Source organism: Microbispora bryophytorum (assembly GCF_006874465.1).
Classification (GTDB): domain Bacteria; phylum Actinomycetota; class Actinomycetes; order Streptosporangiales; family Streptosporangiaceae; genus Microbispora; species Microbispora bryophytorum.
Genome location: NZ_VIRL01000003.1, coordinates 370,649 through 394,303 on the forward strand (window position 1 = coordinate 370,649; position 23,655 = coordinate 394,303).

Genomic DNA, 23,655 nt, shown 5'->3' on the forward strand with positions numbered 1-23,655 from the left:
GCCGCCCTCACCGGGGAACGGGGACGGTGGCCAGGATGCCCTCCAGGATGCCGTCGGGGGTGGCGCCCTCCAGCTCGGCCTCCGGGCGCAGTCCCACGCGGTGGCGCAGGGCGGGCCGGGCCAGGGCCTTCACGTCGTCCGGCGTCACGTACGACCGCCCCGACAGCCACGCCCACGCCCGCGCGGCGGCCAGCAGCGCGGTCGCCCCGCGGGGCGAGACGCCGAGCTGGAGCGAAGGCGACTGCCGGGTGGCCCGTGCGACGTCCACGATGTAGCCGAGCACCTCGGCACTCGCGTGGACCTGCGCGACCGCCCGGCGTCCCGCCGCGAGGCCGGCCGCCGACGCCACGGGCTTGATCTCCGTCAGGTCGCGGGGGTCGAAGCCGAGCGCGTGCCGTTCGAGGACGGCGATCTCCTGCTCGCGCGGCGGCAGCGGCACGGTCAGCTTGAGCAGGAACCGGTCGAGCTGCGCCTCGGGCAGCTGGTAGGTGCCCTCGTACTCGACGGGGTTCTGCGTCGCCACGACGATGAAGGGATCCGGCAGCGCGCGGGCCGTGCCCTCGACGCTGACCTGCCGCTCCTCCATGGCCTCAAGCAGGGCGGCCTGGGTCTTCGGCGGTGTGCGGTTGATCTCGTCCGCGAGCAGCAGGTTGGTGAAGACCGGCCCCTCGCGGAACTCGAACTCCGCCGTCCTCGCGTCGTAGACCAGCGACCCGGTGATGTCGCCCGGCATCAGGTCGGGGGTGAACTGCACCCGCTTGAAGTCCAGCGTGAGCGCGGCCGACAGCGTGCGTACGAGCAGGGTCTTGGCGACGCCGGGCACGCCTTCGAGCAGCACGTGACCCCGGCACAGCAGCGCGATGACCAGGCCGGTGACGACCGGGTCCTGGCCCACGACCGCCTTGGCCACCTCCGCCCGCAGCGCGGCGAGCGCCTCGCGGGCGGCGTCCGCGTCCGATTCAGGTGTGGTCACGAATCTCGTACCTGCCTTTCGAGTGTGTCCAGGTGGGCGGCGAGGGTCACCAGAGCGGTGTCGTCCCCGGGCGGCGGGCCGCACAGCAGCGCCAGCACCGGTTCCGGGTCGTGGCCGGTGCGTACGGCCGCGGCGACGGCCACCTCCTCCGCGGTCGCGGTGCGGGGCAGCCCGAGGCGGGGGGCGAGCCGGTCGGTCGCGGCGGCCCGCAACGCGAGGGCGGCCCGGTCCCTGGCCCGGCGGGACCGGTACAGGCGTCCGCGCCCCTCCACGGTCTCCGCGGCCCGCACGACCACGGGCAGGCGTTCGATCACGACGGGCCCGAGCCTGCGCCCGCGCCAAAGGGCGGCCAGGGTCACCGCGACGATGAGCTGGAGGACCGCCCACCTCACGCCGCCGGGGATGAGGTCGCCGAGCGAGCGGGCCTGCCCGTCCGCCCCTGCGCCGGGGTCGCCCGCCTCGTCCGGATCGTCGGGCTCGGCGAGCCAGACGAGTTTCGGCCGCGCCCCGGCCAGGTTCAGCGCGAGCGCCGCGTTGCCGTCCTCCGCGAGGCGCAGGTTGGTCATGAACGACGCGTCGCCCAGCACGGTCACCGTGTGCCCGTCGGCGGTGTAGCGGACCAGGGCGTGCCCGTCGTCGGCCGGATAGCAGCCCGTGGCCCCCGGCGGCCCGGTGAAGGACGTTCCGCCGGTGTAGGCGTCGCCTGCCCGCACCGCCTCCCGCAGCGCGCACTGCGGAGCCCGTGACCGGGCGCGCACGGGGCCCTGCCTGCGTACGCCGGGGGCGAGCACGTCGAGGTGCGGCACGGCGCCGGCCACGAGCCGGTCGCCGGGGGCCTCGGCGATGCGGCGGGCGGCGTCGCGGTTCAGGAAGCTCGCCTCGGTGACCAGCAGCAGGGTCTGCGGCCCGGCGGCGGCCACCGCCGCGCCGGGCGTCTCGACCCGGACCACCTCCACCCCGTGCGCCTCCAGCAGCCGGGCGAGTGCGCCGCTGCCGTTCAGCGAGGTGTCGGCGGGATCGAGGGTGCGGCCGCCGGACTGTTCCCCCGTCAGCAGCAGGGGCAGCACCGCCGTGACCAGCACGAGCACCACCAGCAACGTGACCTGGGCCGCCTGCCGCGCGCGCCCCATCGTCGTGGCGGTCATGCGGCCGCGCCCGTGCGGGCCGACCGCAGGCGCTCGTCCAGGGCGGTGAGCGTCAGGTAGCCCTCCCTGGTGCCGCCCGCCCCGCCGTAGGTCACGTCGTCGAACAGGCGTGCCGCCGCGCGCAGGTCCGTCGCGTGGGGTGGCAGCGCCTGCCCGGCGACCTCGGCGAGCTCCACGGCGGTGCGGCCCGGCATCGGGGTGACGATCGCGCGTTCCTCCAGGTCGCGGGCGATCGCGCGCAGCCGCTCCTGGATGGCCCCGGCCCAGCCGCCCTCGGTTGCCAGGCGCTCGGCCTCAGCGCGATGCTCGGCGGCCGTCCGCTCACGCTGCCCGAACACGGCGCCGCTGTCCGTACGCCGGCCGCCGGAGAAGCGGCGCAGCGCCCATAAGAGCAGCACGGCCAGGACGGCGAGGACGACGGCGATCACGACGATCGACCTCACGCCGCCTCCGCCCGTCCCGCCGCCGCTCATGATGTCGCCGAGGAACTGGGAGATCTCCCGCTGCAGCCGGTCGAACAACGGCTCGTGCTGGTAGCCCGCCCGGGACAGCTCCCGCGCGGCCTCCCGGGCGGCCTGGTCGCGGCCGACGTCGAGCGGCGAGGCGAGCAGCGCCGCCGCCGCCCGTACGGTCGTCACGCCTGAGGCCCGTATGGCCCGTACGGCGGTCCGGACGGGCCGGACGCTCCGTACGGCCCATACGGCGGAGCCCCCTGATACGGCCCGGACTGCGGCCCGGACTGCGGCCCGGAGGCCGCCCCCGTCCCGGCGGCGTAGCTCGGGTGCCACAGGTCGTCGACCCCGGCGTGGATCCAGCCCTGCGACTGGTTCTGCGCCGCCGCCGTCTGCAGCACGAGGTCGAACGCCTCGGCCCGCATCCGCCGGTCGGCGTACAGCAGCCCGGTCACGCCCGCCTGGAAGGGGTAGGTGATCATGGAGGCGATGACCTGGCCGACCGCCAGGAGGAGCGCCGCGATCACCATCCCGGCGGTGGTGCCGCTGTTCAGCATGCCGAGGAGCGAGCCGCCGAACGTGAACGGGATCGCCAGCACGTTGCTGATGATGGCCGCGAGTATGGCGGTGAGCAGCAGAATGCCGAGCACCCGCCAGCTGTCGCCCTTCACCAGCCGCCACGACCGGCTCATTGCGTCGGTGACCCCGCGGCCCTCCAGCACGACGGCGGGGGCCGACAGCGACAGGCGCGTGTAGAAGAACAGCAGATAGGAGATGTAGGCCAGGAGGAACAGCAGGCCGAAGAGGGCTCCGATCCCGGCGGTGGCGGCCCCCATGGAGTCGAACGCGCCGGCCGCGGCCAGCACCACGAACACGGCGGCGAGCGCCAGCAGCGGCAGCAGGAGGATGAGCGCCTGCAGCAGCACCAGCCCGAACAGCGCGAGCACCCGCGACCGCGCCAGCCGCCACGCCTCGCCCACCGTGATGCGCCCGCCGAACACCGCGCGGCCCAGCACCCGGGTCAGGACGCCCGTGAGGACGGTGGTGCCGACGAACGTCATGACGTAGCTGAGGATCGCGCCGATGTACTGCGCGGCCAGGCCGGCGATCGGCACGTTCACCGTGTCGGCGGAGTACGGGTCGGCAATGAGATCGCCGAGCGAGCCCAACGAGATGGCCTGCCCGATCGCGGCCGGGATTCCGGTCACGGCCGCCACGATCGCCGACAGGCCGAGCGTGGCCCTGGGGTTCGAGCGGATCAGCTTGATCGTGCCGTCGAGGATGTCGCCGAGCGTCAACGGGCGCAGCGGGATGATGCCCGGCCGCGGCGCGTCCGGCGCCCGGTACCCGTACTGCCCGCCCGCATAGGGCGCGTACGGCGTGGCCGAATGCGGCGTGCCCGGATAAGGGGAGGCCGGATGCGGCGCGGACGGATGTGGCGCGGACGGGTTCGCGCCCTGCGGCGCGCCGGCGCCGGGGGAGGCCCAGGAGGGTCCGGACGCCCCGGCGGCCCCGCCGTACGGGGGAGGTTGATCGGCCGCCCAGCCGGAGGGCATGTCGGGGGTGGAGCCGGGGCCGTCTGTCATGTCCCAATCCTGGCATGATGTACGCGCGCGCCGCGCGGCCATACTGGAGGGCTCGGAAGGGATGGCCGAAACAGGGGGTGCGGGCGCACACTTGGAACGTGACCGCACCACGGGATTCCCGACGGTGTGACCGCATCTGGTCAGATAATCGCGCGCTTCGTCTGCTGCGCCTAAACTCCAACCTCTGTCGTGGTCGTGTAACACCAAAGCGGTGGCCACGGTAGCCTGCGGGGGAAACTGTGACAAACGCCCAAATCTCCCAAACGCGTACGAATGAGGGGCCATGAAAGGACGCGTGCTGGTCGTCGACGACGACGCCGCTCTCGCCGAGATGCTCGGCATCGTCTTGCGCGGGGAGGGCTTTGAGCCGTCGTTCGTGTCCGATGGAGACAAGGCGCTCGACGCCTTCAGGGACACCAGGCCGGACCTCGTCCTGCTCGACCTGATGCTTCCCGGCGCCGACGGCATCGACGTCTGCCGTCGCATCCGTGCCGAGTCCGGGGTCCCGATCGTGATGCTCACGGCCAAGAGCGACACCATCGACGTGGTGCTCGGCCTGGAGTCCGGTGCGGACGACTACATCGTCAAGCCGTTCAAGCCCAAGGAGCTCGTCGCCCGCGTGCGCGCCCGCCTGCGCCGCACCGACGAGCCCACGCCCGAGATCCTGCAGATCGGCGACATCACCATCGATGTGGCCGGTCACTCGGTCAAGCGCGGCGAGGAGACCATCAACCTCACGCCGCTGGAGTTCGACCTGCTGGTCGCGCTGGCCCGCAAGCCCCGCCAGGTCTTCACCCGTGAGGTGCTGCTGGAGCAGGTCTGGGGTTACCGGCACGCCGCGGACACCCGCCTGGTGAACGTGCACGTCCAGCGCCTGCGGGCGAAGATCGAGAAGGACCCCGAGCACCCGGAGATCGTCGTCACCGTCCGGGGCGTGGGCTACAAGGCCGGCCCGGCGTAAGCCGGACGTCAGCGTCATGCCGGTCCCCGCGAGGAAACGCCGTCGCCGGACCCCGGGCCAGATCGCCCGCGGGGTCCGCAGGCGCGCGCGCCGCCTCGCGGGCCGGCTGCGGCACGTCTGGCGGCGCTCGCTCCAGCTCCGCGTCGTCACCAGCACGCTGGTGCTGTCGATGGCCGTGGTGGTCGTCCTCGGCGTCTTCCTGATGCAGTCGATCGTCGCCTCGGTGCTGACCAGCACCGAGGTGTCGGCGGTCGAGGAGTCGCGGGCGAACATCGCGACCGCGAGCGGCTATCTCACGCAGCCCGCGGACTCGACCGACATCACGCAGGACGCCACTGCCCAGGGGCAGACGATGAACCCCGTCGACGCGGCGGCCAGGGCGCTGACCGACCGCTCCGGCGGCCGTTACGACGTCGTCATCCTCAACGAGGGTTCGGTCGGCGAGGGCCGGGCGTCCGGGCAGATCGACTGGTCGAGCATTCCGGCCCTGCTGCGCGAGAAGGTCCAGAGCAGCGAGGAGCAGTCGCTCTGGGACCAGACCGTGAAGATCCGGTACATCGGCGCCAAGCAGCCCGAGAGCGCCTGGGTGGTCGGCGGCCGGGTGAACGGCACCTACGAGATCTACCACGTCTTCCCCCTCGGCGAGGAGGAGAAGACGCTGCTCACGGTCCAGCAGATGGTCTTCGGCGCGGGAGCCGCGCTCGTGCTGCTGCTCGCCGGCGTCGCCTCGCTGGTCACCCGGCAGGTGGTCACCCCCGTACGGCTCGCGCGCCAGGCGGCGGAACGGCTCGCCGCCGGTCGGCTGGAGGAGCGGCTCAAGGTGCGCGGGGAGGACGACCTCGCCCGGCTGGCGACCTCGTTCAACGAGATGGCGTCCAACCTCGCCGTGAAGATCCACCAGCTGGAGGAGCTCTCCCAGGTGCAGCGGCAGTTCGTCTCCGACGTCTCGCACGAGCTGCGCACGCCGCTGACGACCGTCCGCATGGCCGCCGACCTGCTCTACGAGGGCCGTGAGGACTTCGACGCCTCCTCCGCGCGGGCCGCCGAGCTCATGCAGAACCAGCTCGAACGCTTCGAGTCGATGCTGGCCGACCTGCTGGAGATCAGCCGCTACGACGCGGGGGCGGCCACCCTCGACCTCGACCCCGTCGACATGCGCGACGTGGTCATGCGGGCGGTGGGCGACTCCGAGACGCTCGCCGAGCGGCAGGCCACCCGCTTCGAGCTGCGCCTGCCCAACGAGCCGTGCATGGCCGAGGTGGACAGCCGCAGGGTCGAGCGGATCCTGCGCAACCTGCTCTTCAACGCCATCGAGCACGGCGAGGGCAAGGACATCGTCGTCACGCTCGGCGCCGACCGCGACGCGGTGGCCGTGGCCGTACGCGACCACGGGGTCGGCCTCAAGGCGGGCGAGGAGACGATGGTGTTCGACCGCTTCTGGCGCGCCGACCCCTCGCGCGCCCGGACCATCGGCGGCACCGGGCTCGGCCTGGCGATCTCGCGGGAGGACGCCATGCTGCACGGCGGCTGGCTCCAGGCGTGGGGCGCGCCGGGGGAGGGCAGCCAGTTCCGCCTGTCGCTGCCGCGCGCGGCGGGGTCTCCGCTGCGCGGGTCGCCGCTGCCGCTCGTGCCGCCGGAGGTCGAGATGCGGCGCACCTGGCGCGGCCACGCCACGCCGGTCCTGACCCCGGCGCCGGTGGAGGCGGCGCCGAGGGCGCGCGAGAACGTGGATGCGGGGGCCTTCGATGCGGAGTGAGCGGCGGAGTGAGCGGCTCGGTGCCCGCCGTCTCACCGCCGCCGCGGGTGCGGCGCTCGTCCTGGTCTCCGGCGGGGCAGGGTGCGCCACCGTGCCCACGAGCGGCAGCCCCCGCGCCGCCCAGGAGGACCACGGCAAGGACACGCTCAGCCAGCCGTACGTGCGGCTCATCGCGACCCCGCCCAAGAAGGGCGCCCCGCCCGAGGACATCGTGAAGGGCTTCCAGGCCGCGATGGCGGCCTTCGACGACCCCGAGCTCGCCGTCGCCCGGGAATACCTCACCCCGGGCGCGGCCAAGCACTGGAACCCGTGGCGGCAGACCCGCATCTACGAGGGCAAGATCGAGTCGGACCGCGCCCAGGATCTTCAGAAGGCCACGCGGACGACGGTGACGCTGAAGGGCGCGGCGGTCGCCACGATCGACGCGGAGGGCAGGTCGACCCCGGCCGCGGGCAACCTCGTCGAGCCGTTCACGCTGGTCAAGCAGAACGGCGAGTGGCGGATCGACGTGCCGCCCGACGCCCGCCTGCTGTCGTACGACGACCTGTGGCGTGCCTACCGGAAGGTCGACCTGTACTACCCGCCCGCCACCGGGGAGATCGGCCTCGTGGCCGACCGGGTGTGGGTGCCGATCGAACCCGGCAGGGGCGTGCCCGAGACGCTGGTCCGCCGCCTGCTCGCCGGGCCGACCTCGTCCATCAGGAACGCGGTGAGCAGCGCGTTCCCGCCGGGCACCGAGCTCAACCGGATCAGCGTCGAGGGGGACACGGTCGTGGTCGACTTCTCCTCGGAACTGGAGACGGTGCCCACCAACCGCCTCGACGCGCTCAAGGCCCAGCTCGTGTGGACGCTCGGTGAACTGGTCACCGGCCGGACCGTCGAGATCCGCATGAACGGCGACTCCGGGATGCGGTTCCGGCCCGCCGACTACGCCCGCTACGACCCGAACGTGCTGACCGGCTCCCTGCAGGCCTACTACATGCAGGGCGGCAGGCTGCTGCAGTTCAAGGAGAAGGGCGACGGCACCCCGGTGCCGGGCGCGGCCGGCGAGCAGGCCGCGAAGTTCTCCCAGCCGGCCGTCTCCAACACCGACGACTTCCCGCCCCTCGTGGCCGCGCTGGTCAACGGCGACGGCGTCTACGCCGCCCCGATGGCCCCCGGCAGCCAGTGGCAGCGGTGGATCGCGGGCGGGGACATGAGCCCGCCCTCCTGGGACCGCTACGGGGCCGTCTGGTCGGCCGAGAGGGTGAACCCGCACGAGAGCCGGATCTGGACGGCCGAGAACGGCCGGGCCCGCCGTGTGGAGATCGACGACGAGCTGTCGTACGGGCGGATCCTGGAGCTGCGGGTCGCCCGTGACGGGGCCAGGGTCGCCGTGATCATCGACGACGGCCTCGGCACCTCCGTGAAGATCGGCACGATCGTCCGCAATGGCCAGCAGACGCGGATCGAGTCCGTGCGGACGCTCATCGAGCCGCGCGACGCGCGCAAAATCAAGGACATCGCCTGGCAGGACGCCGCCGATCTGCTCGTGCTGTCCGAAGGCAGCAGCGGCCAGGAGCTCGCCACCTGGTCGGTGATGGAGGGGGTCGTCCCCAACGACGGCCCCATCAAGCTCGACTCGAAGATCAAGTCGATCGTCGCGGTCCCGGACCACGTCCTCGCGGCGGCCGACGAGGGCCAGGTGCTCACCTACAGCGCGGACAAGCACGCCTGGACCCCGCGCGCCGACGACGGCTCCAGCAACCCCGTCTATCCCCTCGGCTGAGCCGGCCGGAGGGCACAGCGAACTGTCGGTGACGGACGGCATGCTGAGGGCGTGCCTCCCGCCCTGCTCGATCTGATCCTCCCGCCCCGCTGCGCCGGCTGCGGCGCCCCGGGCGCCCCGGCCTGCCCGTCCTGCAGGGCCGAGCTGCTGCGGGAGCCGGCTCCCCGGCCGCCGGACCCGCCGCCTCCGGGCCTGCCGGACTGCTGGTCGGCCACCGCCTACGACGGCGCGGCCCGCCGGATGATCCTCGCCTGCAAGGAACGCGGCAGAACGGCTCTGGTGCCGGTCCTGGCGGCCGCCGTGAGCGCATGCGTGGCCGCGTGGGCGGCGGGTGGGGAAGTCCGCCGCGAGGTGTGGCTGGTGCCGGTTCCGAGCGCACGGGCCGCCTCCCGCCGCCGGGGGCACGACCCCGTCCGGGCCGTCGCCGCGGCGGCGGCCCGCGAGCTGTGCAGGCGAGGCCGGCCCGCCGTCCTCGCACCCCTGCTGCGGCAGGGCCGCCGCGTGGCCGACCAGGCGGGGCTGGGATCGGCGGAGCGGGCCGTCAACCTGTCCGGGGCCTTCGAGGCCGTGTCGGGGCGGGTGGCGCGGCCACGGCCCTGTGGCCGCGGTCCGGGGGGTGTCGCCGTGGTCCTGGTGGACGACATCGTCACGACGGGGACGACGCTGGCGGAGGCGGCCAGGGCGCTGCGCGCCGCGGGCGCGGAGCCGTCCGCGGCGGTGACCATCGCTGCGACACGCCGGAGATGTCGGATTGGAGATTATCACGGACAGTAAAGACTTTGGTAAGGGCAGGGCGTGCCGCCGAGGGGCGACCGCACGCCGATTTCGCGGCGACTTGCCAGCTCAATGCAGGTGTGGGCGTCGTGGTTGCGGGGATTCCCAGAACATGACCACGAATTTTCCGACGGCCAGACGGCAACCCGTATCACGCAAAGTGATCGTTTAGCCGATCTCCTGGCTGACATTCGAGACGGTAGCGACTAGCGTTCAGGCATGGCACCCGTCCGGGTCCGTGGTTGCGCCGGGCCGACCCCCTCATGGGGTCCGGCCTGGCTAGCCGATGCCAGCCGCAGGCGAAACGGCCCACGTAAGGCGACTCTTGGTCGACCGATCACGGTGCGGCTTAGAGGTAAGTCCTGCCCTCCCGGGGGTCCAGATGTCCCCCGTAAGAGGAGAAGGGCAGTAGTGGCGAGTGAGCCGCGAACCCCTCAGCAGGCGGATGTGGGGACGAAGACCAGGTCGGCCGGACGGGTGCCCAGGAGCGCGTGCGCGACCGTCGATGTGCGAAGGGGGGCTTTGCGTGGAAATCATCGTCAAGGGACGGCACACCACTGTGGGTGACCGGTTCCGCGATCAAGTGACGTCCAAGCTGGCCAGGATCCAGAAGCTCAACAACAAGCTCATCCAGATCGACGTAGAGGTCTCGAAGGAACCCAACCATCGGCAGAGCGGGCAACGTGAACGGGTGGAGCTGACGATCCACTCACGGGGCCCCGCCATCCGCGCGGAGGCCTGCGCGGACGACCGGTTCTCGGCGCTGGACATCGCCATCGGCAAGCTGGAGGAGCGGCTGAGGCGACTCGCCGACCGCCGCAAGATCCATCACGGCAAGAACTGCCCTCCCTCGACGGCGGAGCTCACCGCGGTGGCCGAAAGCGCGCAGGGGGTGGTCGAGACCGTCCGGGAAGAGCCGGAGCCGGTCGCGGAGATCCCGGCGGAGACCGCCGGGGGGCGGATCGAGAGTTCCGACCCCTTCGTGCCCATCGAGATGGACGGCGAAGGACCGCTGATCGTACGCGAGAAGTTCCACAAGTCCGACCCCATCACGATCGACCAGGCGCTCCTGGAAATGGAGCTCGTGGGTCACGACTTCTACCTCTTCCGCGACAAGGAAGGGGGCCAGCCGAGCGTCGTCTACCGGCGCCGCGGCTACGACTACGGAGTCCTCAGGCTCGTGGAGAGCTAGCACTTCGTCCACGAGCGTGGGCCGGACCTCGCCCAGCGGGGCCCGGCCCACGCTCGTCTGATTTCTGAGGTCAGGTCGCTCGTTCCGGGTTCTTCACACATTCCGTGTCGCCGCCGATGTTGATTCCGACAGGGGAATCGGCCACCCCTACGCTGATGCCGCCCACGCCGGTGCGTTCGGCGCCGGCTACGCGACCTTTCGTATAGTTGATGGTCCAGCCGCGCTGCCGCAACACTGTGAGAACTTCCTGAAACACCTTGTCCGGATTTGATGTGTCGTCCGCGGTGTTGCTGCGAACCGTGAGGACACTTGTCACGCTCGTGTCGTCGGTACCGACCAGCCCGCCACACGGTGCATCCGTCACCTGCACGGCGACGAGAGGGTCGGCGTCAGGGAAAACTGCGTGAATGATGGCCTTGGCCTCGGTGATGAGAACCTGGCGGGATTCCTCAGGGGTCATTTTCATCTCCGGTTCACTTGTGCAGGCGCTCACGAGCGCAGACGAGGCCAACACGGCGGCAAGGAGGCGAAGCCTGAGTGGAAAGGTCATCTCTGGTCGAGTCCGGCTTCCGTGAGGGATCTGCCGACGATCTGTGCGACGTCCTGTGGGGCGAAATAGCCGCCGAGGCCGGAGTCGGCGAGCGTCTTCGTTGTCAATGCCGTGAGCGTGGGTATGTCGGTGCCGCCGCTCATCACCTCTGTGATGATCGGCTCGAAGGCGGTGGCGAGTTCGCCCACCTTCCATTGCGGCACCCTGCTCTGCAGTTCCTTTACCAGGACCCGTACGTTGGCGGCGCCGAACTGCTCGTCATCCAGCTTCGGCGACCCTATGAAGGTCTGAACGCACCCGTCGCCGGTGAGAATGGTCTGTAGATTATTCAAGCCCGTGTTCTTCTGCATGTAGTACTCGGAGTGGCCGGACGACCGGCCGGTGGCCAGCCGTCGGATGCCGGCCATCTCCGCGGGATCCCTCCCGTGTGCTTCCGTGTAGGAGACCCAGTCGCCCGGGGCACGCATGGCGAACACCTGGGTGCCGGGCCCCAGCTTGAGATCGGCCGCGCTCTTGATGGTGGGGCCGAGTCCCGGGCTCCCCATGAACACGACCGAGTCGAACGGCGTGCCCTCCTGCAGGGCCTTGCTTGACAGCAGCGTGCCGTAACTGTGGGCGAACAGGGCGACCTTCGCCCCCTTGGCCGTCTCCAGCCCCGCGCGGAAGGAGTGGAGAGCGGGAGCACCAGCCTCGGCCTTGGCGGGGAGCACCGAGTCGCCGAACTCGGGCGTGTCATAACCGAGCCACGTGATGACCGCGCTCTCCGGCAGATCCTTCTTGGTTTCGGGATCGATCATGAGCAGCGTGGCATCTCGCGCGATGTCGTTGTAGTTGTCGAGCCGGTTGGTGATGCCCGGCACCATGACGGCGACGTGCTTGGCCGTGGCGAGGTTGCCGAAGACCTCCGCGACGCGGCCGTCGCCGGCCGGATCGAACAGCAGGAACTGGCGCGGGACGGACCGGCCGTCGCCGGTCACCCGGGGCCGGAGGAATTCCGTCATGCGGGCCACCCGATCCTCCAGGAGTGTCGCCTGGGGATTTTTGGGGTCGGTGGCCTTCAACGCGGCCAGGTCCTTCTGTTCATGGGCGACGGCGCGCTCGATCAGGAGCCGGTTGGCGGCGTAGCGCACTGTGGCCGGAGCGCCGTCCAGTCGCCCGACCACGTCGGGCTGTTCGATGGCGAGCAAGGCTCGTTCGGCCGCGGTCAGTTTTTCGAAGAATTTCCGGATCGCCGCTGTGCGTTGTTCCGGACGGGCTGTCGCACCGCGAGCGATGACTGATTTTAAGTCTTTTGTGAGCCGTGTTCTATCCTCGCCGGAAACTGTGCCGAGCGCGGTGCTGAGGCCGAATGCCGACAACGCGCCGAATGGGTCTCCACCCTTTTCCGCGGCGCGGACGATCGCGGCTCGATTGCCCAGTTCTGTGGCGGTATCCCCGGCCCACCGCAGCATGGCCGCCAGCGGGGTGGCCTGGGCCTGCCCCACAAGCCGGCATGCCCGTGCGTAGTACTGCTCGGCCAGTTGTCGTTTGTCGGTGAGTAGCTTGGCCAGTCGTTCCAGATCGTCGGCGTCGACCACCCGTTCCGGCTCCACGGGAATAGAACCTAGCCCGTCTTTACACAATGTGGAAGTATTCTCACACCGCCCGACTCGATCGGATGGAATAACGGGGATGTCTCTGCATGATGATTTGAGCCGGTTGGCACATGAACATGAGGACTTGGCCGAGGCGATTGAGGAAGTGCTTCAGCCGGTCAGCGCCCTGATGGACCGGATGCACTGGAAGGGCCCGCATCGGGACCGGGTTCAGGCCGAGCTGGGGGCGATGCGGCGCGGCACCGGGACGGTCAGCGGCAGCCTGCGAGAACGGGCCGTGCTCCTCAGGGGCGCGGCGGCGGCCGTCCCCCGAACACTCACGCCGGGGATCCCGCAGCCGCCGTCTCCGGAGGATCTGCTGAGACGGGTCCTCCGTCAGATGAGCCCCGTGGGTCCCGTTGTCTCGGACGTGCTCTCCCGGTACGGCGTCCTGTGACGGAGCCGGGCCGTACGAGGCTGGGCACAGGCCTGCGGCATCGAAGCGGAGCGCGTGAACGGGGGTGCGGGCACCTATCGTGAGGAAGAAGGGCGCGTCCGCATCAGGTGCCGTTCGCCCAGGTATGTCCTGGTGCCGGGGGTAGTAACGCCTCAATGAAGATCCGCACCGGTTCCGGAACCGTGTCATGATGGCGATCAGCGCGCTAACCGCCACGGTTCGCCGGGCGGAGCGACAGCGTCCTTGGCCCCCGCAAGGAGGTTCCGTGACCCGACCCGACGAGGCCGCCCGAGCAGCCGGTCGAAGCGAGCCGATCCGTGTGCTGATCGTCGACGATCACGCACTGATCCGCCGCAGCCTGGAGCTCGCGCTGGCCGCGGAGGCGGACATCGAGGTGGTAGGCGAGGCGAGCGACGGCCGGGAGGCCGTCGAGCTCGCGGACCGGCTGATGCCGGACGTGGTCCTGATGGACGTCCGCATGCCGAAGCTGGACGGCATCGGAGCGACTCGGAAGATCAAGGAGTCGGTGCCGAGCACCCGGATCATCATGCTCACCGTCAGCGACGAGGAGGAGGACCTCTTCGAGGCGATCAAGGCCGGTGCGACCGGTTACCTGCTCAAGGACGTCCAGATCGACGAGGTGCCCGACGCGGTGCGCGGCGTCCACGAGGGCCAGTCGCTCATCAACCCCGCCATGGCGGCCAAGCTCATCAGCGAGTTCGCGAACATGAGCCGCAAGGAGGCCGAGCGGCCCCCCCAGCTCCCGGTCCCCCGCCTGACCGAGCGGGAGATGGAGGTCCTGCGCCTCGTCGCGAAGGGCATGAACAACCGCGAGATCGCCAAGGACCTGTTCATCTCCGAGAACACGGTGAAGAACCACGTCCGCAACATCCTGGAGAAGCTCCAGCTCCACTCGCGCATGGAGGCCGTGGTCTACGCCGTGCGCGAGCGGCTGCTGGAGATCACCTGATCACCTGATCACCTGGTCGGGCGGCGAGGGCCGCGGGCCACCGCGGCGCGCAGCGGGGCCTCCAGGTCCGGTGCGCCGACCCGCTCCACCCGCACGTCGGTGCAGCCGACCCAGCTCGCGGCCTCCCACAGGGCGTCGCTCATCGCCTCCACGGCCCTGGCCCGGCCGCCGCCCGGCTCGAAACCGACCTGCCGGGCGACCAGCGTGGCGCCCTCGCGGGCCGGGTCGACTCTGCCGATGATCCGCCCGCCCGCGAGCACCGGCATCGCGAAGTAGCCGTGCACCCGCTTGTCCTTTGGGACGTAGGCCTCCAGGCGGTGGTTGAGGCCGAACACGCGCTCGGCCCGCGCCCGCTCCCAGACGAGCGAGTCGAACGGCGACAGCGGCGTCGTGCGGTGCCGCCCGCGCGGCTCGCTGTCCAGCGCGCCGGGGTCCGCCCAGGCGTTCGGAGTCTCCGGGCCCGGCGCCCCGCGCCGAGCGGGCCAGCCCGACACACGTACGGGCACGAGGCCGGCGGCGCCGCTCAGCAGCGCCTCGTCGAGCATGGCGGCGTGCCTGCCCTTGACGCGGGTGAAGTCGACCAGGTCGCCCCTGGTCGCCACGCCGAGCGACCGCCCGGCGATCGTGGTCAGCCGGGTCACGCACTCGTCGTCGGACAGGTCCTGGGCGAGCAGGTCCGCCGGGACCGCGCGCTCGGCGAGCTCGTAGACGCGCCGCCAGCCGACGCGGCGGGTGCAGACGACCTCACCGATGTCGAGCAGGAACTCGATCGCGATCTTGGTGTCCGACCAGTCCCACCACGGGCCTCCATTCTTGGCCCCGCCGATGTCGGCCGTGGTGAGCGGGCCGTCCGAGCGCACCTGCTCCAGGACCTTGTCGACCACCGGCGGCACCTCGTGCCAGCGGTAGCGCCGCTCGCGGTAGGCGCGGCGGCGGAAGGCGTACAGCGGCCACTGCTCGATGGGCAGGACGCAGGCGGCGTGGCACCAGTACTCGAAGGCACGGGCGGGGGCGTCCCAGTAGGCCCCCTCGACCGCGGAGCGGCCGACCGGCCCGAGGCGCGCGTACGCGACGAGCTCGTGGGAGCGGGCGAGGACGGAGATGGTGTCGAGCTGGACGGCGCCGACACGCCGCAGCATGGCGGGGACGCCACCGCCGCGGGCGGGGGCGCCGAGGAAGCCCTGCGCCCGGAGGATGATCCTGCGGGCCTCGTCGGCGGTGAGGTCGGCGGTCAGGCCGGCGCTGAGGTCGGTCACAGCCGTAGATGCTAGACGCCGTGACCGACAAAACGCTTACGACGGTTCGGGCACGGGCCCGGGACCCCTCAGGAGGTGATGGACCGGTGCTCGAACGGCGAGTGGTGCTCCTGGACCGAGATGTCCCGGGGCGCGTCCACGATCACGTCGGAGAAGATGTCGAACGCGAGTGCGAGCAGCCCGCCGACCGCGCAGATGCCCACGCCGATCCAGACGAACAGCCAGTTCGGGCCGAGAGTCAGCGACACACCCCCGATCGTGAAGCCGATGAGGATGATGATGACGGCGAGCCAAGATTTGGCGCTTCCCGCGTGGCTGCCCTGGTGTCCGCTCTGTGCCATACCCCGTTTTCTACCTGATGGCGGAGGTGGTCGGAACATCGGGGGATCCTTGGGGGCGGTTTCCCCCTTATGAGTTACACGATTGTGCCGCGGCGCTCCGTCGATTGCAGGTGGGTGTGTCTGGTACGGGAACCGCCTACGATAGCTAGCGGGGAAGTTTGTCTCGTCCTCACACCGGGCGATCAACCGGGGTAGACCTGCGAGGAGCTTTACTAAAAGTGCCAGCCATTCTCGACAAGATCCTTCGCGCCGGCGAAGGCAAGACTCTGCGGAAGCTCAAGCGCATCGCCGAGCAGGTCAACTCCATCGAAGAGGACTTCAAGAGCCTGTCCGACGCCGAGCTCCGCGCGCTGACCGCCGAGTACAGGCAGCGTCACACCGAGGGCGAGACCCTCGACGACCTGCTGCCGGAGGCCTTCGCGACCGTCCGCGAGGCCGCCCGCCGGGTCCTCGGGCAGCGTCACTTCGACGTGCAGCTCATGGGTGGCGCCAACCTGCACTTGGGCAACATCTCCGAGATGCGGACCGGTGAGGGCAAGACGCTCACCTGTACGCTTCCCGCCTATCTCAACGCGATCTCGGGCAAGGGCGTCCACGTCGTCACGGTCAACGACTACCTGGCCAAGCGCGACGCCGAGACCATGGGCCGCGTCCACCGCTTCCTCGGCCTGGAGGTCGGGGTCATCCTGGCCAACATGCCGCCGGAGGAGCGCCGCAAGCAGTACAACGCCGACATCACGTACGGCACGAACAACGAGTTCGGCTTCGACTACCTCCGCGACAACATGGCGTGGTCGATCGAGGAGTGTGTCCAGCGCGGCCACAACTTCGCCATCGTGGACGAGGTCGACTCGATCCTGATCGACGAGGCCAGGACGCCGCTCATCATCTCCGGCCCGGGCGAGCAGTCGGGCAAGTGGTACCAGGAGTTCGCCAAGATCGTGCCCCGGCTGCGGCGCGGCACCGAGGGCAAGGACGGCGAGGAGAGCACCGGGGACTACGTCGTCGACGAGAAGAAGCGCACCGTCGGCATCCTCGAGGCGGGCGTGGAGAGGGTCGAGGACTGGCTCGGCATCGACAACCTCTACAAGCCCGAGCACACCCACCTCGTGCAGTTCCTCAACAACGCTCTCAAGGCCAAGGAACTGTTCAAGAAGGACAAGGACTACATCGTCGTCGACGGCGAGGTCCTGATCGTCGACGAGTTCACCGGGCGCGTCCTGCACGGCCGTCGTTACAACGAGGGCATGCACCAGGCCATCGAGGCCAAGGAAAACGTGAAGATCAAGGACGAGAACCAGACTCTCGCCACGATCACGCTGCAGAACTACTTCCGCCTCTACGACAAGCTCGCCGGCATGACCGGTACGGCCGCCACCGAGGCCAACGAGTTCCACCAGACGTACAAGCTGGGCGTCGTCCCGATCCCGACCAACCGGCCGATGGTCCGCAAGGACCAGGCCGACGTGGTCTACAAGACCGAGGACGCCAAGTTCCAGGCGTGCGTCGAGGACATCAAGGAACGCTACGAGAACGGCCAGCCGGTTCTCGTCGGCACCACCAGCGTCGAGAAGTCCGAGAAGCTGTCGCGGATGCTCAAGCGCCGGGGCGTGCAGCACGAGGTGCTGAACGCCAAGAACCACGCCCGTGAGGCCACGATCATCGCCGAGGCGGGCCGCAAGGGCGCGGTCACCGTGGCGACCAACATGGCCGGCCGAGGCACCGACATCATGCTCGGCGGCAACCCCGAGTTCCGCGCCGACCTGGAGCTTCAGCAGCGCGGCCTGTCGCCGTCCGAGACTCCGGAGGAGTACGAGAAGGCCTGGCCCGAGGCCCTGGAGAAGGCCAAGGAGGCCGTCAAGGCCGAGCACGAGGAGGTCACCGAGCTCGGCGGGCTCTACGTGCTGGGCACCGAGCGGCACGAGTCGCGGCGCATCGACAACCAGCTCCGCGGCCGTTCCGGCCGTCAGGGCGACCCCGGCGAGTCGCGCTTCTACCTCTCGCTCGAGGACGACCTCATGCGGCTGTTCAACTCGGCCAGGGTCGAGATGATCATGACGCGGCTGAACATCCCGGACGACGTGCCGATCGAGTCGGGCATGGTCTCCAAGGCGATCGCCTCCGCGCAGCACCAGGTCGAGCAGCAGAACTTCGAGATCCGCAAGAACGTCCTGAAGTACGACGAGGTGATGAACCGCCAGCGCACGGTGATCTACGCCGAGCGGCTGCGGGTGCTGGAGGGCGCCGACCTGCACGAGCAGGTCCGCGGCTTCGTCACCGACGTCATCGACGACTACGTCAAGGGCGCCACCGCCGAGGGCTTCGCCGAGGAATGGGACCTCGAGAAGCTGTGGAAGGCGTTCGGCCAGCTCTACCCGATCTCCTTCACCGTCGACGAGCTCATCCAGCAGGTCGGCGGCGACCGGGAGGAGCTGACGGCGGAGCTCATCGCCGAGAAGGTCAAGGAGGACGCGTTCGCGGCCTACGGCCGCCGCGAGGAGCAGCTCGGCTCCGAGGCGGTGCGCGAGCTGGAGCGCCGGGTCATCCTCTCGGTGCTCGACCGCAAGTGGCGCGAGCACCTCTACGAGATGGACTACCTCCAGGAGGGCATCGGCATGCGCGCCTATGCCCAGAAGGACCCGCTGATCGAGTATCAGCGCGAGGGCTTCGAGATGTTCACCGCGATGCTCGACGGCATCAAGGAGGAGTCGGTCGGCTACCTGTTCAACCTTGAGGTCGAGGTGCAGGCCAACCCGATCGTCGAGGAGAACGCCGAGGACGACGCGACGCTCTCCGAGACCGGCTCGATCATCGCGAGGGCGCTGCGGCAGCCGTCGCGGCCGACCGAGATGGTCTACACCGCGCCGGGCGAGAGCGGCGATGTGGAGGTCAGCCGGGTGCGGTCGACCCCCGAGCAGCGCGCCGCCTACGGCGACGTCGAGCGCAACGCGCCCTGCCCGTGTGGCTCGGGCAAGAAGTACAAGCGCTGCCACGGCGACCCGCGCAACCAGCAGGCGTGAGATGACCTGAGAAGAACCCCGCCGGGCGATGCTCCGGCGGGGTTCTTCACGTCCGCGGCCTCCGGTCACGCGGTCTCGAAGTCGGTGACCAGCCACTGCACGCCCTGCCGCTCCAGCCGTACGGCGAGCACGCGGCTGCGCGGCCCGCAGTGGACGAGCAGGCACATCTCGATGACCCCGTCGCGGGGCCGTTGCACGTGGGGGAGGCCCGTCAGGGGCGGCCGCTCGGTGTCGATCATCTTCCCGGCCCGGACCAGTTCGCGGTAGGCCCGCTCGGTCAGCCGGTCCTGGACGGTCTCGGGTGGCCTGCGGCCCGCCAGGATCTCCGCGAGCGCCTGGCCGAGCCCCCGCAGGCGGCGCTCGTCCATGGGCGTGGCCGCCCGGCGGGGAATGGGAGCCAGAGCGAGCGCGCCGTACGTGCCGGGCCGCGTGACATGGCCGCCGCCGTCACGCTCGTCGTAGGGAGGGTCGGCCGGGGGGACGGACGCGAGCCGGGGCAGGGGGACGGGCTTGGGCATCGGGGACTCCGCTCTCGTGCGCCGTGAACCTGACGCCTAATAGAGATTGCGGTCATCCGCTCTGATACGGGGATACGCCAACTTTGCCGAGTCGCGCGCCTTTGTGCCGGCCTTCGTCCAGGAAGATCCCTCCGGGTTGGCGCGGCCGCCTCGGATTTGAGCACGGGTCGATCGGCGATTAGCGGCATCCGCAATGGCAGGAAACACAACAGGGGCGCCCGGGATCACCGGGCGCCCCTGCTCCCTGAGAGGGGAACCTGACGCGTCAGGCGCGAGCGCGCGCCGTGTCGGCGCTCTCCCCGGAGTCCACATCGGGCTCGGGTTCGCGACCGGGCGTCATGATGTTCAACTTCTTGATGAGGAAGCTGAAGATCACGTAGTAGAGGACGAAGTACACGACGCCGATCAGCATGATCAGCCAGAAGTTGTGCGTGTTGTCCTTCGTCGCGTTCAGGGCGGCGTCGATCGCGCCGGCGGAGAACCCGAAGCCGAGCCGTCCGTCGAGGGCCGCGACCACGGCCATCGAGACGCCGGTGAGCAGCGCGTGCGCCGCGAACAGGACGGGGGCCACGAAGATGAACGCGAACTCGATCGGCTCGGTGATGCCGGTGACGAACGAGATCAGGGCCGTGGAGATCATGATGCTGCCGATGGCGGCGCGGCGGTTCGGCGGTGCGGCCCGCCACATGGCGATCGCGGCGGCCGGCAGGCCGAACATCATGACCGGGAAGAAGCCCGCCATGAACGCGCCGGCGCCGTCCTGCCCGGCGAAGTAGCAGTTCAGGTCGCCCGCGGCGTGCGTGGCGCCGACGGTGCACTCCGGCACGGTGAACCAGACGATCGAGTTGACGAAGTGGTGCAGGCCGAAGGGGATGAGACCGCGGTTGACGATGCCGTAGATGCCGGCGCCGATCGTGGAGTTGCCGGCGAGCCAGTCGCCGAAGCTGGTCAGGCCCTGCCCGATCGGCTGCCAGACCAGGCCGAAGACGACGCCGAGGACGAGCCCGGCCAGCGCGGTCAGGATCGGGACGAAGCGGCGGCCACCGAAGAAGGCCAGGTAGGCCGGCAGCTTCGTCCGGTAGTACCGCTGCCACAGGATCGCCGCGACGAGGCCCATGAGGATGCCGCCTAGCACTCCGGTCGGGTTGGCCGCCGCGAGGTTGAGCGCCTCCGCCGGCTTGCCGTCCGCCCCCACGATGGACTGCGCCACCTTCTGGTGCACCGCCGCGTCCGCGGAGGCGTCGAAGAACATCAGGTGGGTGACCCGGTCCCAGACGAGGTAGCCGACCACGGCCGCCAGAGCGGTCGAGCCGTCGGCCCGCCGGGCGAAACCGACCGCGACGCCCACCGCGAACAGCAGCGGCAGCGCGTCGAACAGGGCGCCGCCCGCGCCGCCGACGACCTGTGCGATCTTGTCGAGCGTCGCGTTGTCCGTACGGCCGAGGAGGTCGTCCTGACCGATCCGGAGAAGAAGGGCCGCGGCGGGCAACGCCGCGATCGGAAGCATCAGAGAACGGCCGATGCGGGACAGCGCGGTCATCACCGCGTTCTGACTGGGAGGCGCTGCGGGCAGGCCCGCGTCGGCGGAGGTGGAACTCATCGGGTGTTCCTCCAGGATGGGGGGACTACTAGAGGCGTCTGGCCGGGGCTCCGAGGAGCGTCCGGAGCTGGTAGCGGTCGGCGCGATAGGTGGAGACGCCGAGTTCGGCGCACACCCCGCCGGCGAAGGACCGGCGCTGCAGCAGCAGCACGGCCCCGCCCCGGGGCAGTTTGAGCAGGTCGGCGTCGCTCGGATCGGCGAGGCCGCCGTCGATGGTCAGCTCCCCGGCGTCCATGACGAGTCCGTAACGCGACTCGAGCAGGGCGTACAGGGATCGTCCGGTCAGGTCGTAGGCATCGAGATCGGGTGCGAGCGCGACCGGGATGTGGGCGCGCTCGATACTCAGCGGTTCCCCGTCCGCCGTGCGCAGCCGCTCGATGAAGTGGACGGCGTCTCCCGGCTGGATGCCGAGCTGCCGCGCGAGGTGCGCACTGGCCCGGACCACCCGCCGGTCCAGGTCGCGGGAGCCCGGCTCCATGCCGCGCGCCCGCATGTCGTCGGTGAAGGAGGTGAGCTGGAGTGCCAGCTCGATCTTCGGGCGGGCCACGAACGTTCCCTTACCCGGGACCCGGTGTAGCCGGCCCTCGGACACCAGGTGGTCGACGGCCTGCCGTACCGTCATACGAGACAGGTCGAAACGCTGGCTCAGGTCGCGTTCGGAGGGGATCGCCGCGCCGATCGGCAGCTCGTTGCTCTCGACGAGGTCGAGCAGGATCTCCCGTAGCTGGAAATACTTGGGCACCGGGCTGTCCGGATCGATCTGGGCCACTGATCCCCCCTCTCACTCTGAATCGTCCGAATAAGTTAAGGTTCTTACTGGTCTAGTCCGGACTAGACCACAGCTGAGAAATATGTGTCAATGTATGGGTCGGCGACGGATCGATAACGGACAAATCTCGCCAAGCAGAGGATGATCATCGATGACGACCAGGATGCGCGGTGAGATCGCCGAGCAGCCCGCGGCGATTCAGGCGACGCTGGACGCCCTCCTTCCGAGGACCGGCGACGTCGAGGCGGTCGCGCGGGGCACCCGCCACCTGCTGTTCGTCGCCCGCGGGACCTCGGACAACGCGGCGGTCTACGGCCGCTACCTGATCGAGGCGCGGGCGGGCCGGATGGCCGCGATGGGCGCCCCCTCCGTCGCCACCACCTACCGCCGCAGGCTCGACCTCGACGGGGTGCTGGCTGTGGGCCTGTCCCAGTCCGGCCGTACGGAGGAGATCGTCGAGACCCTCCAGTGGGCGAAGGACTGCGGCGCGAAGACCGTCGCGATCACCAACGGCGGCGAGGAGTCGCCGCTGGCCCAGGCCGCCGACCTCGCGCTGTGCACGCTCGCCGGCGAGGAGAAGGCCGTCCCGGCCACGAAGACCTACACGACCCAGCTCGCCGCGCTGGCCGTGCTCGCGATCGGCCTCGGCGCCGACGTGGACCCCGATGACCTGCGCCGGGTGCCGGACGCGGTCGAGAAGCTGATATCCGACCCCGGCGACCTGGACGCCGTGGTCGAGGGCCTGGCCGACAAGCCCGGTGTCGTCGTCTCCGGCCGCGGCCTGGCGTTCTCGACCGCGCTGGAGCTGGCGCTCAAGCTCAAGGAGGCGTGCTACCTGCACGCCATGGGCCTGTCGTACGCCGACCTGCTGCACGGCCCGATCGCGGTCGTGGACGCCGAGACCCCGGCGATCCTGGTGGCGGCGGGGCAGGGCCCGACGCTGGCGGGCACGGTCGCGCTGGCCGAGCGGGTCACCGGCGCGGGGGCCGCCGCCTTCGGCGTCGGGGGCGGCGGGCGGCTCGCCGCCGCCTCGACCGCCGCCCTGAACGGTCCGGACCTGCCCGAGTGGGTGGCTCCGCTGGGACTCATCGTCCCCGGGCAGTTGCTCACCGAGGCGCTCGCGCGCAGGCTCGGTATCGACCCCGATTCCCCCCGCGGTCTGAAGAAGGTCACGCAGACCGACTGACGACAGACCGGCCGAACAACAGGAGGACCCTCATGGCTGCAGACGCCGAGGCGATCATCGCCGGGCTCGGTGGCGCCGACAACATCGTCGAAGTGGAGCCGTGCATCACGCGGCTGCGCACCGAGGTGCACGACGCCTCGAAGGTGAACCAGGCCGCGCTCAAGGCGGCCGGCGCCCACGGAGTGATGGCGGCGGGCAACGTCGTCCAGGTCGTGGTGGGCCCCGAGGCCGACACCATCGCCAGCGACATCGAGGACATCATCGGCTGAACCCGGGAGATCGTCGCGGGTCCGCTGGTTGTGGGCGGACCTGTGGCGACGCCTGCCCGGATTCCAGAGAAGGGCTCTTCATTGACGACTGTTCTCGCCCCGGTCGCGGGGGCGGCCATCGGCCTGGCCGCCGTGCCGGACCCGGTGTTCTCGCAGGCGATGGTCGGCCCGGGAACCGCGATCGACCCCCTCCGGCAGCCCGTCGAGGCCCTGGCCCCGATCAGCGGCACGATCGTGAAGCTGCACCCGCACGCGTACGTCGTGGTGGGGGACGACGGCAGGGGTGTGCTGGTGCATCTCGGCATCGACACCGTGCAACTCAAGGGCGAGGGCTTCCGTCTGCTCGCGTCGGAGGGGGATCGCGTCGGCGTCGGGCAGCCCGTCGTGGCCTGGGACCCCGCGGCGGTCGAGGCCGGTGGGCGCTCGCCGGTCTGCCCGGTGGTGGCGCTCGACGCGGTGGCGGGCTCGGTCGGCGAGGTCGCCGAGGGCCGGGTGAACGCGGGTGACCCGCTCTTCGAGTGGTCGTGATGCTCAGGTG

22 protein-coding genes are annotated in these 23,655 nt (G+C 70.5%); 11 read left to right on the forward strand and 11 right to left on the reverse strand.

The features are described 5' to 3' along the window. Positions 1 to 7 precede the first annotated feature (7 nt). From FLX07_RS09150 to FLX07_RS09165, 4 genes are read right to left on the reverse strand one after another with little or no spacing between them, the layout of a single operon-like run. A complete protein-coding gene (locus FLX07_RS09150; RefSeq protein WP_142569518.1) occupies positions 8 to 973 on the reverse strand; it encodes an AAA family ATPase in 966 nt (321 codons plus the stop codon). Continuing rightward, positions 970 to 2,118, reverse strand: coding sequence for a DUF4350 domain-containing protein (locus FLX07_RS09155; protein ID WP_142569520.1), 1,149 nt, complete (start codon positions 2,116 to 2,118; stop codon positions 970 to 972). Before FLX07_RS09155 ends, FLX07_RS09150 begins: the two co-directional genes overlap by 4 nt. Then, entirely contained in the window at positions 2,115 to 2,756 is a 642-nt protein-coding gene (locus FLX07_RS09160) for a DUF4129 domain-containing protein (protein ID WP_142569522.1), read from the reverse strand. The genes FLX07_RS09155 and FLX07_RS09160 overlap by 4 nt, the downstream gene beginning before the upstream one ends. Further along, a complete protein-coding gene (locus FLX07_RS09165) occupies positions 2,753 to 4,156 on the reverse strand; it encodes a glycerophosphoryl diester phosphodiesterase membrane domain-containing protein (RefSeq protein ID WP_223853041.1) in 1,404 nt (467 codons plus the stop codon). Before FLX07_RS09165 ends, FLX07_RS09160 begins: the two co-directional genes overlap by 4 nt. 283 nt (positions 4,157 to 4,439) lie before the next feature. Here FLX07_RS09165 and mtrA point away from each other — a divergent pair, with 283 nt between their 5' ends. The 5 genes from mtrA to hpf all read left to right on the forward strand — a co-directional run bounded on the left by mtrA (position 4,440) and on the right by hpf (position 10,607). Next, positions 4,440 to 5,117: an MtrAB system response regulator MtrA gene (gene mtrA, locus FLX07_RS09170; protein WP_030509347.1), complete on the forward strand. Its 678-nt coding sequence runs from the start codon at positions 4,440 to 4,442 to the stop codon at positions 5,115 to 5,117. A 16-nt stretch (positions 5,118 to 5,133) separates the two neighbouring features. Next, positions 5,134 to 6,873, forward strand: coding sequence for an MtrAB system histidine kinase MtrB (gene mtrB, locus FLX07_RS09175; protein WP_142569525.1), 1,740 nt, complete (start codon positions 5,134 to 5,136; stop codon positions 6,871 to 6,873). Continuing rightward, positions 6,863 to 8,641, forward strand: coding sequence for an LpqB family beta-propeller domain-containing protein (locus FLX07_RS09180; protein WP_142569527.1), 1,779 nt, complete (start codon positions 6,863 to 6,865; stop codon positions 8,639 to 8,641). The genes mtrB and FLX07_RS09180 overlap by 11 nt, the downstream gene beginning before the upstream one ends. Before the next feature lie 51 nt (positions 8,642 to 8,692). Beyond that, a complete protein-coding gene (locus tag FLX07_RS09185; protein ID WP_142569528.1) occupies positions 8,693 to 9,415 on the forward strand; it encodes a ComF family protein in 723 nt (240 codons plus the stop codon). Positions 9,416 to 9,941: 526 nt separating this feature from the next. Next, a complete protein-coding gene (gene hpf, locus FLX07_RS09190) occupies positions 9,942 to 10,607 on the forward strand; it encodes a ribosome hibernation-promoting factor, HPF/YfiA family (protein WP_142569530.1) in 666 nt (221 codons plus the stop codon). 70 nt (positions 10,608 to 10,677) lie between these two features. Here the strand turns inward: hpf and FLX07_RS09195 are convergent, their stop codons facing one another. Beyond that, positions 10,678 to 11,067 carry a hypothetical protein gene (locus FLX07_RS09195; protein ID WP_142569532.1) on the reverse strand — a complete coding sequence of 130 codons (390 nt, stop codon included), beginning with the start codon at positions 11,065 to 11,067 and terminating at the stop codon, positions 10,678 to 10,680. An 86-nt stretch (positions 11,068 to 11,153) separates the two neighbouring features. Next, entirely contained in the window at positions 11,154 to 12,734 is a 1,581-nt protein-coding gene (locus FLX07_RS09200; RefSeq protein ID WP_142569534.1) for an alpha/beta hydrolase, read from the reverse strand. A gap of 142 nt (positions 12,735 to 12,876) precedes the next feature. Here FLX07_RS09200 and FLX07_RS09205 point away from each other — a divergent pair, with 142 nt between their 5' ends. Together FLX07_RS09205 and FLX07_RS09210 are read left to right on the forward strand one after the other, a co-directional pair. After that, entirely contained in the window at positions 12,877 to 13,188 is a 312-nt protein-coding gene (locus tag FLX07_RS09205; protein ID WP_142569536.1) for a hypothetical protein, read from the forward strand. A 265-nt stretch (positions 13,189 to 13,453) separates the two neighbouring features. Next, positions 13,454 to 14,158: a response regulator gene (locus FLX07_RS09210; RefSeq protein ID WP_229689545.1), complete on the forward strand. Its 705-nt coding sequence runs from the start codon at positions 13,454 to 13,456 to the stop codon at positions 14,156 to 14,158. 8 nt (positions 14,159 to 14,166) lie between these two features. Here FLX07_RS09210 and FLX07_RS09215 read toward each other — a convergent pair whose 3' ends face one another. Together FLX07_RS09215 and FLX07_RS38695 are read right to left on the reverse strand one after the other, a co-directional pair. Continuing rightward, positions 14,167 to 15,414 (reverse strand): winged helix-turn-helix domain-containing protein, encoded by a 1,248-nt coding sequence (locus FLX07_RS09215; protein ID WP_229689546.1) that lies wholly within the window; start codon positions 15,412 to 15,414, stop codon positions 14,167 to 14,169. A 68-nt stretch (positions 15,415 to 15,482) separates the two neighbouring features. Continuing rightward, complete coding sequence (locus FLX07_RS38695) at positions 15,483 to 15,794, reverse strand: HGxxPAAW family protein (RefSeq protein WP_308424380.1); 312 nt, start codon at positions 15,792 to 15,794, stop codon at positions 15,483 to 15,485. Positions 15,795 to 15,973: 179 nt separating this feature from the next. Between FLX07_RS38695 and secA the strand changes: the two genes are divergently transcribed. Next, positions 15,974 to 18,775, forward strand: a complete 2,802-nt coding sequence (gene secA / locus FLX07_RS09225) for a preprotein translocase subunit SecA (protein WP_142569542.1) — start codon at positions 15,974 to 15,976, stop codon at positions 18,773 to 18,775. A gap of 65 nt (positions 18,776 to 18,840) precedes the next feature. Here the strand turns inward: secA and FLX07_RS09230 are convergent, their stop codons facing one another. The 3 genes from FLX07_RS09230 to FLX07_RS09240 form a co-directional block, all read right to left on the reverse strand. Continuing rightward, on the reverse strand, positions 18,841 to 19,293 hold the full coding sequence (locus FLX07_RS09230) for an Rv3235 family protein (protein WP_142569544.1): 453 nt from the start codon (positions 19,291 to 19,293) through the stop codon (positions 18,841 to 18,843). A gap of 265 nt (positions 19,294 to 19,558) precedes the next feature. Beyond that, complete coding sequence (locus tag FLX07_RS09235; RefSeq protein WP_142569545.1) at positions 19,559 to 20,893, reverse strand: PTS transporter subunit EIIC; 1,335 nt, start codon at positions 20,891 to 20,893, stop codon at positions 19,559 to 19,561. Positions 20,894 to 20,921: 28 nt separating this feature from the next. Beyond that, entirely contained in the window at positions 20,922 to 21,662 is a 741-nt protein-coding gene (locus FLX07_RS09240; RefSeq protein WP_030509333.1) for a GntR family transcriptional regulator, read from the reverse strand. 151 nt (positions 21,663 to 21,813) lie between these two features. Between FLX07_RS09240 and FLX07_RS09245 the strand changes: the two genes are divergently transcribed. The 3 genes from FLX07_RS09245 to FLX07_RS09255 all read left to right on the forward strand — a co-directional run bounded on the left by FLX07_RS09245 (position 21,814) and on the right by FLX07_RS09255 (position 23,645). Further along, on the forward strand, positions 21,814 to 22,848 hold the full coding sequence (locus FLX07_RS09245) for an SIS domain-containing protein (RefSeq protein ID WP_142569547.1): 1,035 nt from the start codon (positions 21,814 to 21,816) through the stop codon (positions 22,846 to 22,848). 32 nt (positions 22,849 to 22,880) lie between these two features. Continuing rightward, positions 22,881 to 23,117, forward strand: coding sequence for a PTS sugar transporter subunit IIB (locus FLX07_RS09250; RefSeq protein WP_142569549.1), 237 nt, complete (start codon positions 22,881 to 22,883; stop codon positions 23,115 to 23,117). Between the two features lie 81 nt (positions 23,118 to 23,198). Beyond that, on the forward strand, positions 23,199 to 23,645 hold the full coding sequence (locus FLX07_RS09255; RefSeq protein WP_142569551.1) for a PTS sugar transporter subunit IIA: 447 nt from the start codon (positions 23,199 to 23,201) through the stop codon (positions 23,643 to 23,645). Positions 23,646 to 23,655 lie beyond the last annotated feature (10 nt).

Excerpts from the sequence above, each read along its gene's own strand:
- FLX07_RS09250 (WP_142569549.1), top strand. The coding sequence starts at position 22,881 with ATGGCTGCAGACGCCGAGGCGATCATCGCCGGGCTCGGTGGCGCCGAC.
- FLX07_RS09235 (WP_142569545.1), bottom strand. The coding sequence starts at position 20,893 with ATGAGTTCCACCTCCGCCGACGCGGGCCTGCCCGCAGCGCCTCCCAGT.
- FLX07_RS09195 (WP_142569532.1), bottom strand. The coding sequence starts at position 11,067 with ATGACCCCTGAGGAATCCCGCCAGGTTCTCATCACCGAGGCCAAGGCC.
- FLX07_RS09230 (WP_142569544.1), bottom strand. The coding sequence starts at position 19,293 with ATGCCCAAGCCCGTCCCCCTGCCCCGGCTCGCGTCCGTCCCCCCGGCC.
- FLX07_RS38695 (WP_308424380.1), bottom strand. The coding sequence starts at position 15,794 with ATGTTCCGACCACCTCCGCCATCAGGTAGAAAACGGGGTATGGCACAG.
- FLX07_RS09165 (WP_223853041.1), bottom strand. The coding sequence starts at position 4,156 with ATGACAGACGGCCCCGGCTCCACCCCCGACATGCCCTCCGGCTGGGCG.
- FLX07_RS09155 (WP_142569520.1), bottom strand. The coding sequence starts at position 2,118 with ATGACCGCCACGACGATGGGGCGCGCGCGGCAGGCGGCCCAGGTCACG.
- mtrA (WP_030509347.1), top strand. The coding sequence starts at position 4,440 with ATGAAAGGACGCGTGCTGGTCGTCGACGACGACGCCGCTCTCGCCGAG.
- mtrB (WP_142569525.1), top strand. The coding sequence starts at position 5,134 with ATGCCGGTCCCCGCGAGGAAACGCCGTCGCCGGACCCCGGGCCAGATC.
- FLX07_RS09180 (WP_142569527.1), top strand. The coding sequence starts at position 6,863 with ATGCGGAGTGAGCGGCGGAGTGAGCGGCTCGGTGCCCGCCGTCTCACC.
- FLX07_RS09245 (WP_142569547.1), top strand. The coding sequence starts at position 21,814 with ATGACGACCAGGATGCGCGGTGAGATCGCCGAGCAGCCCGCGGCGATT.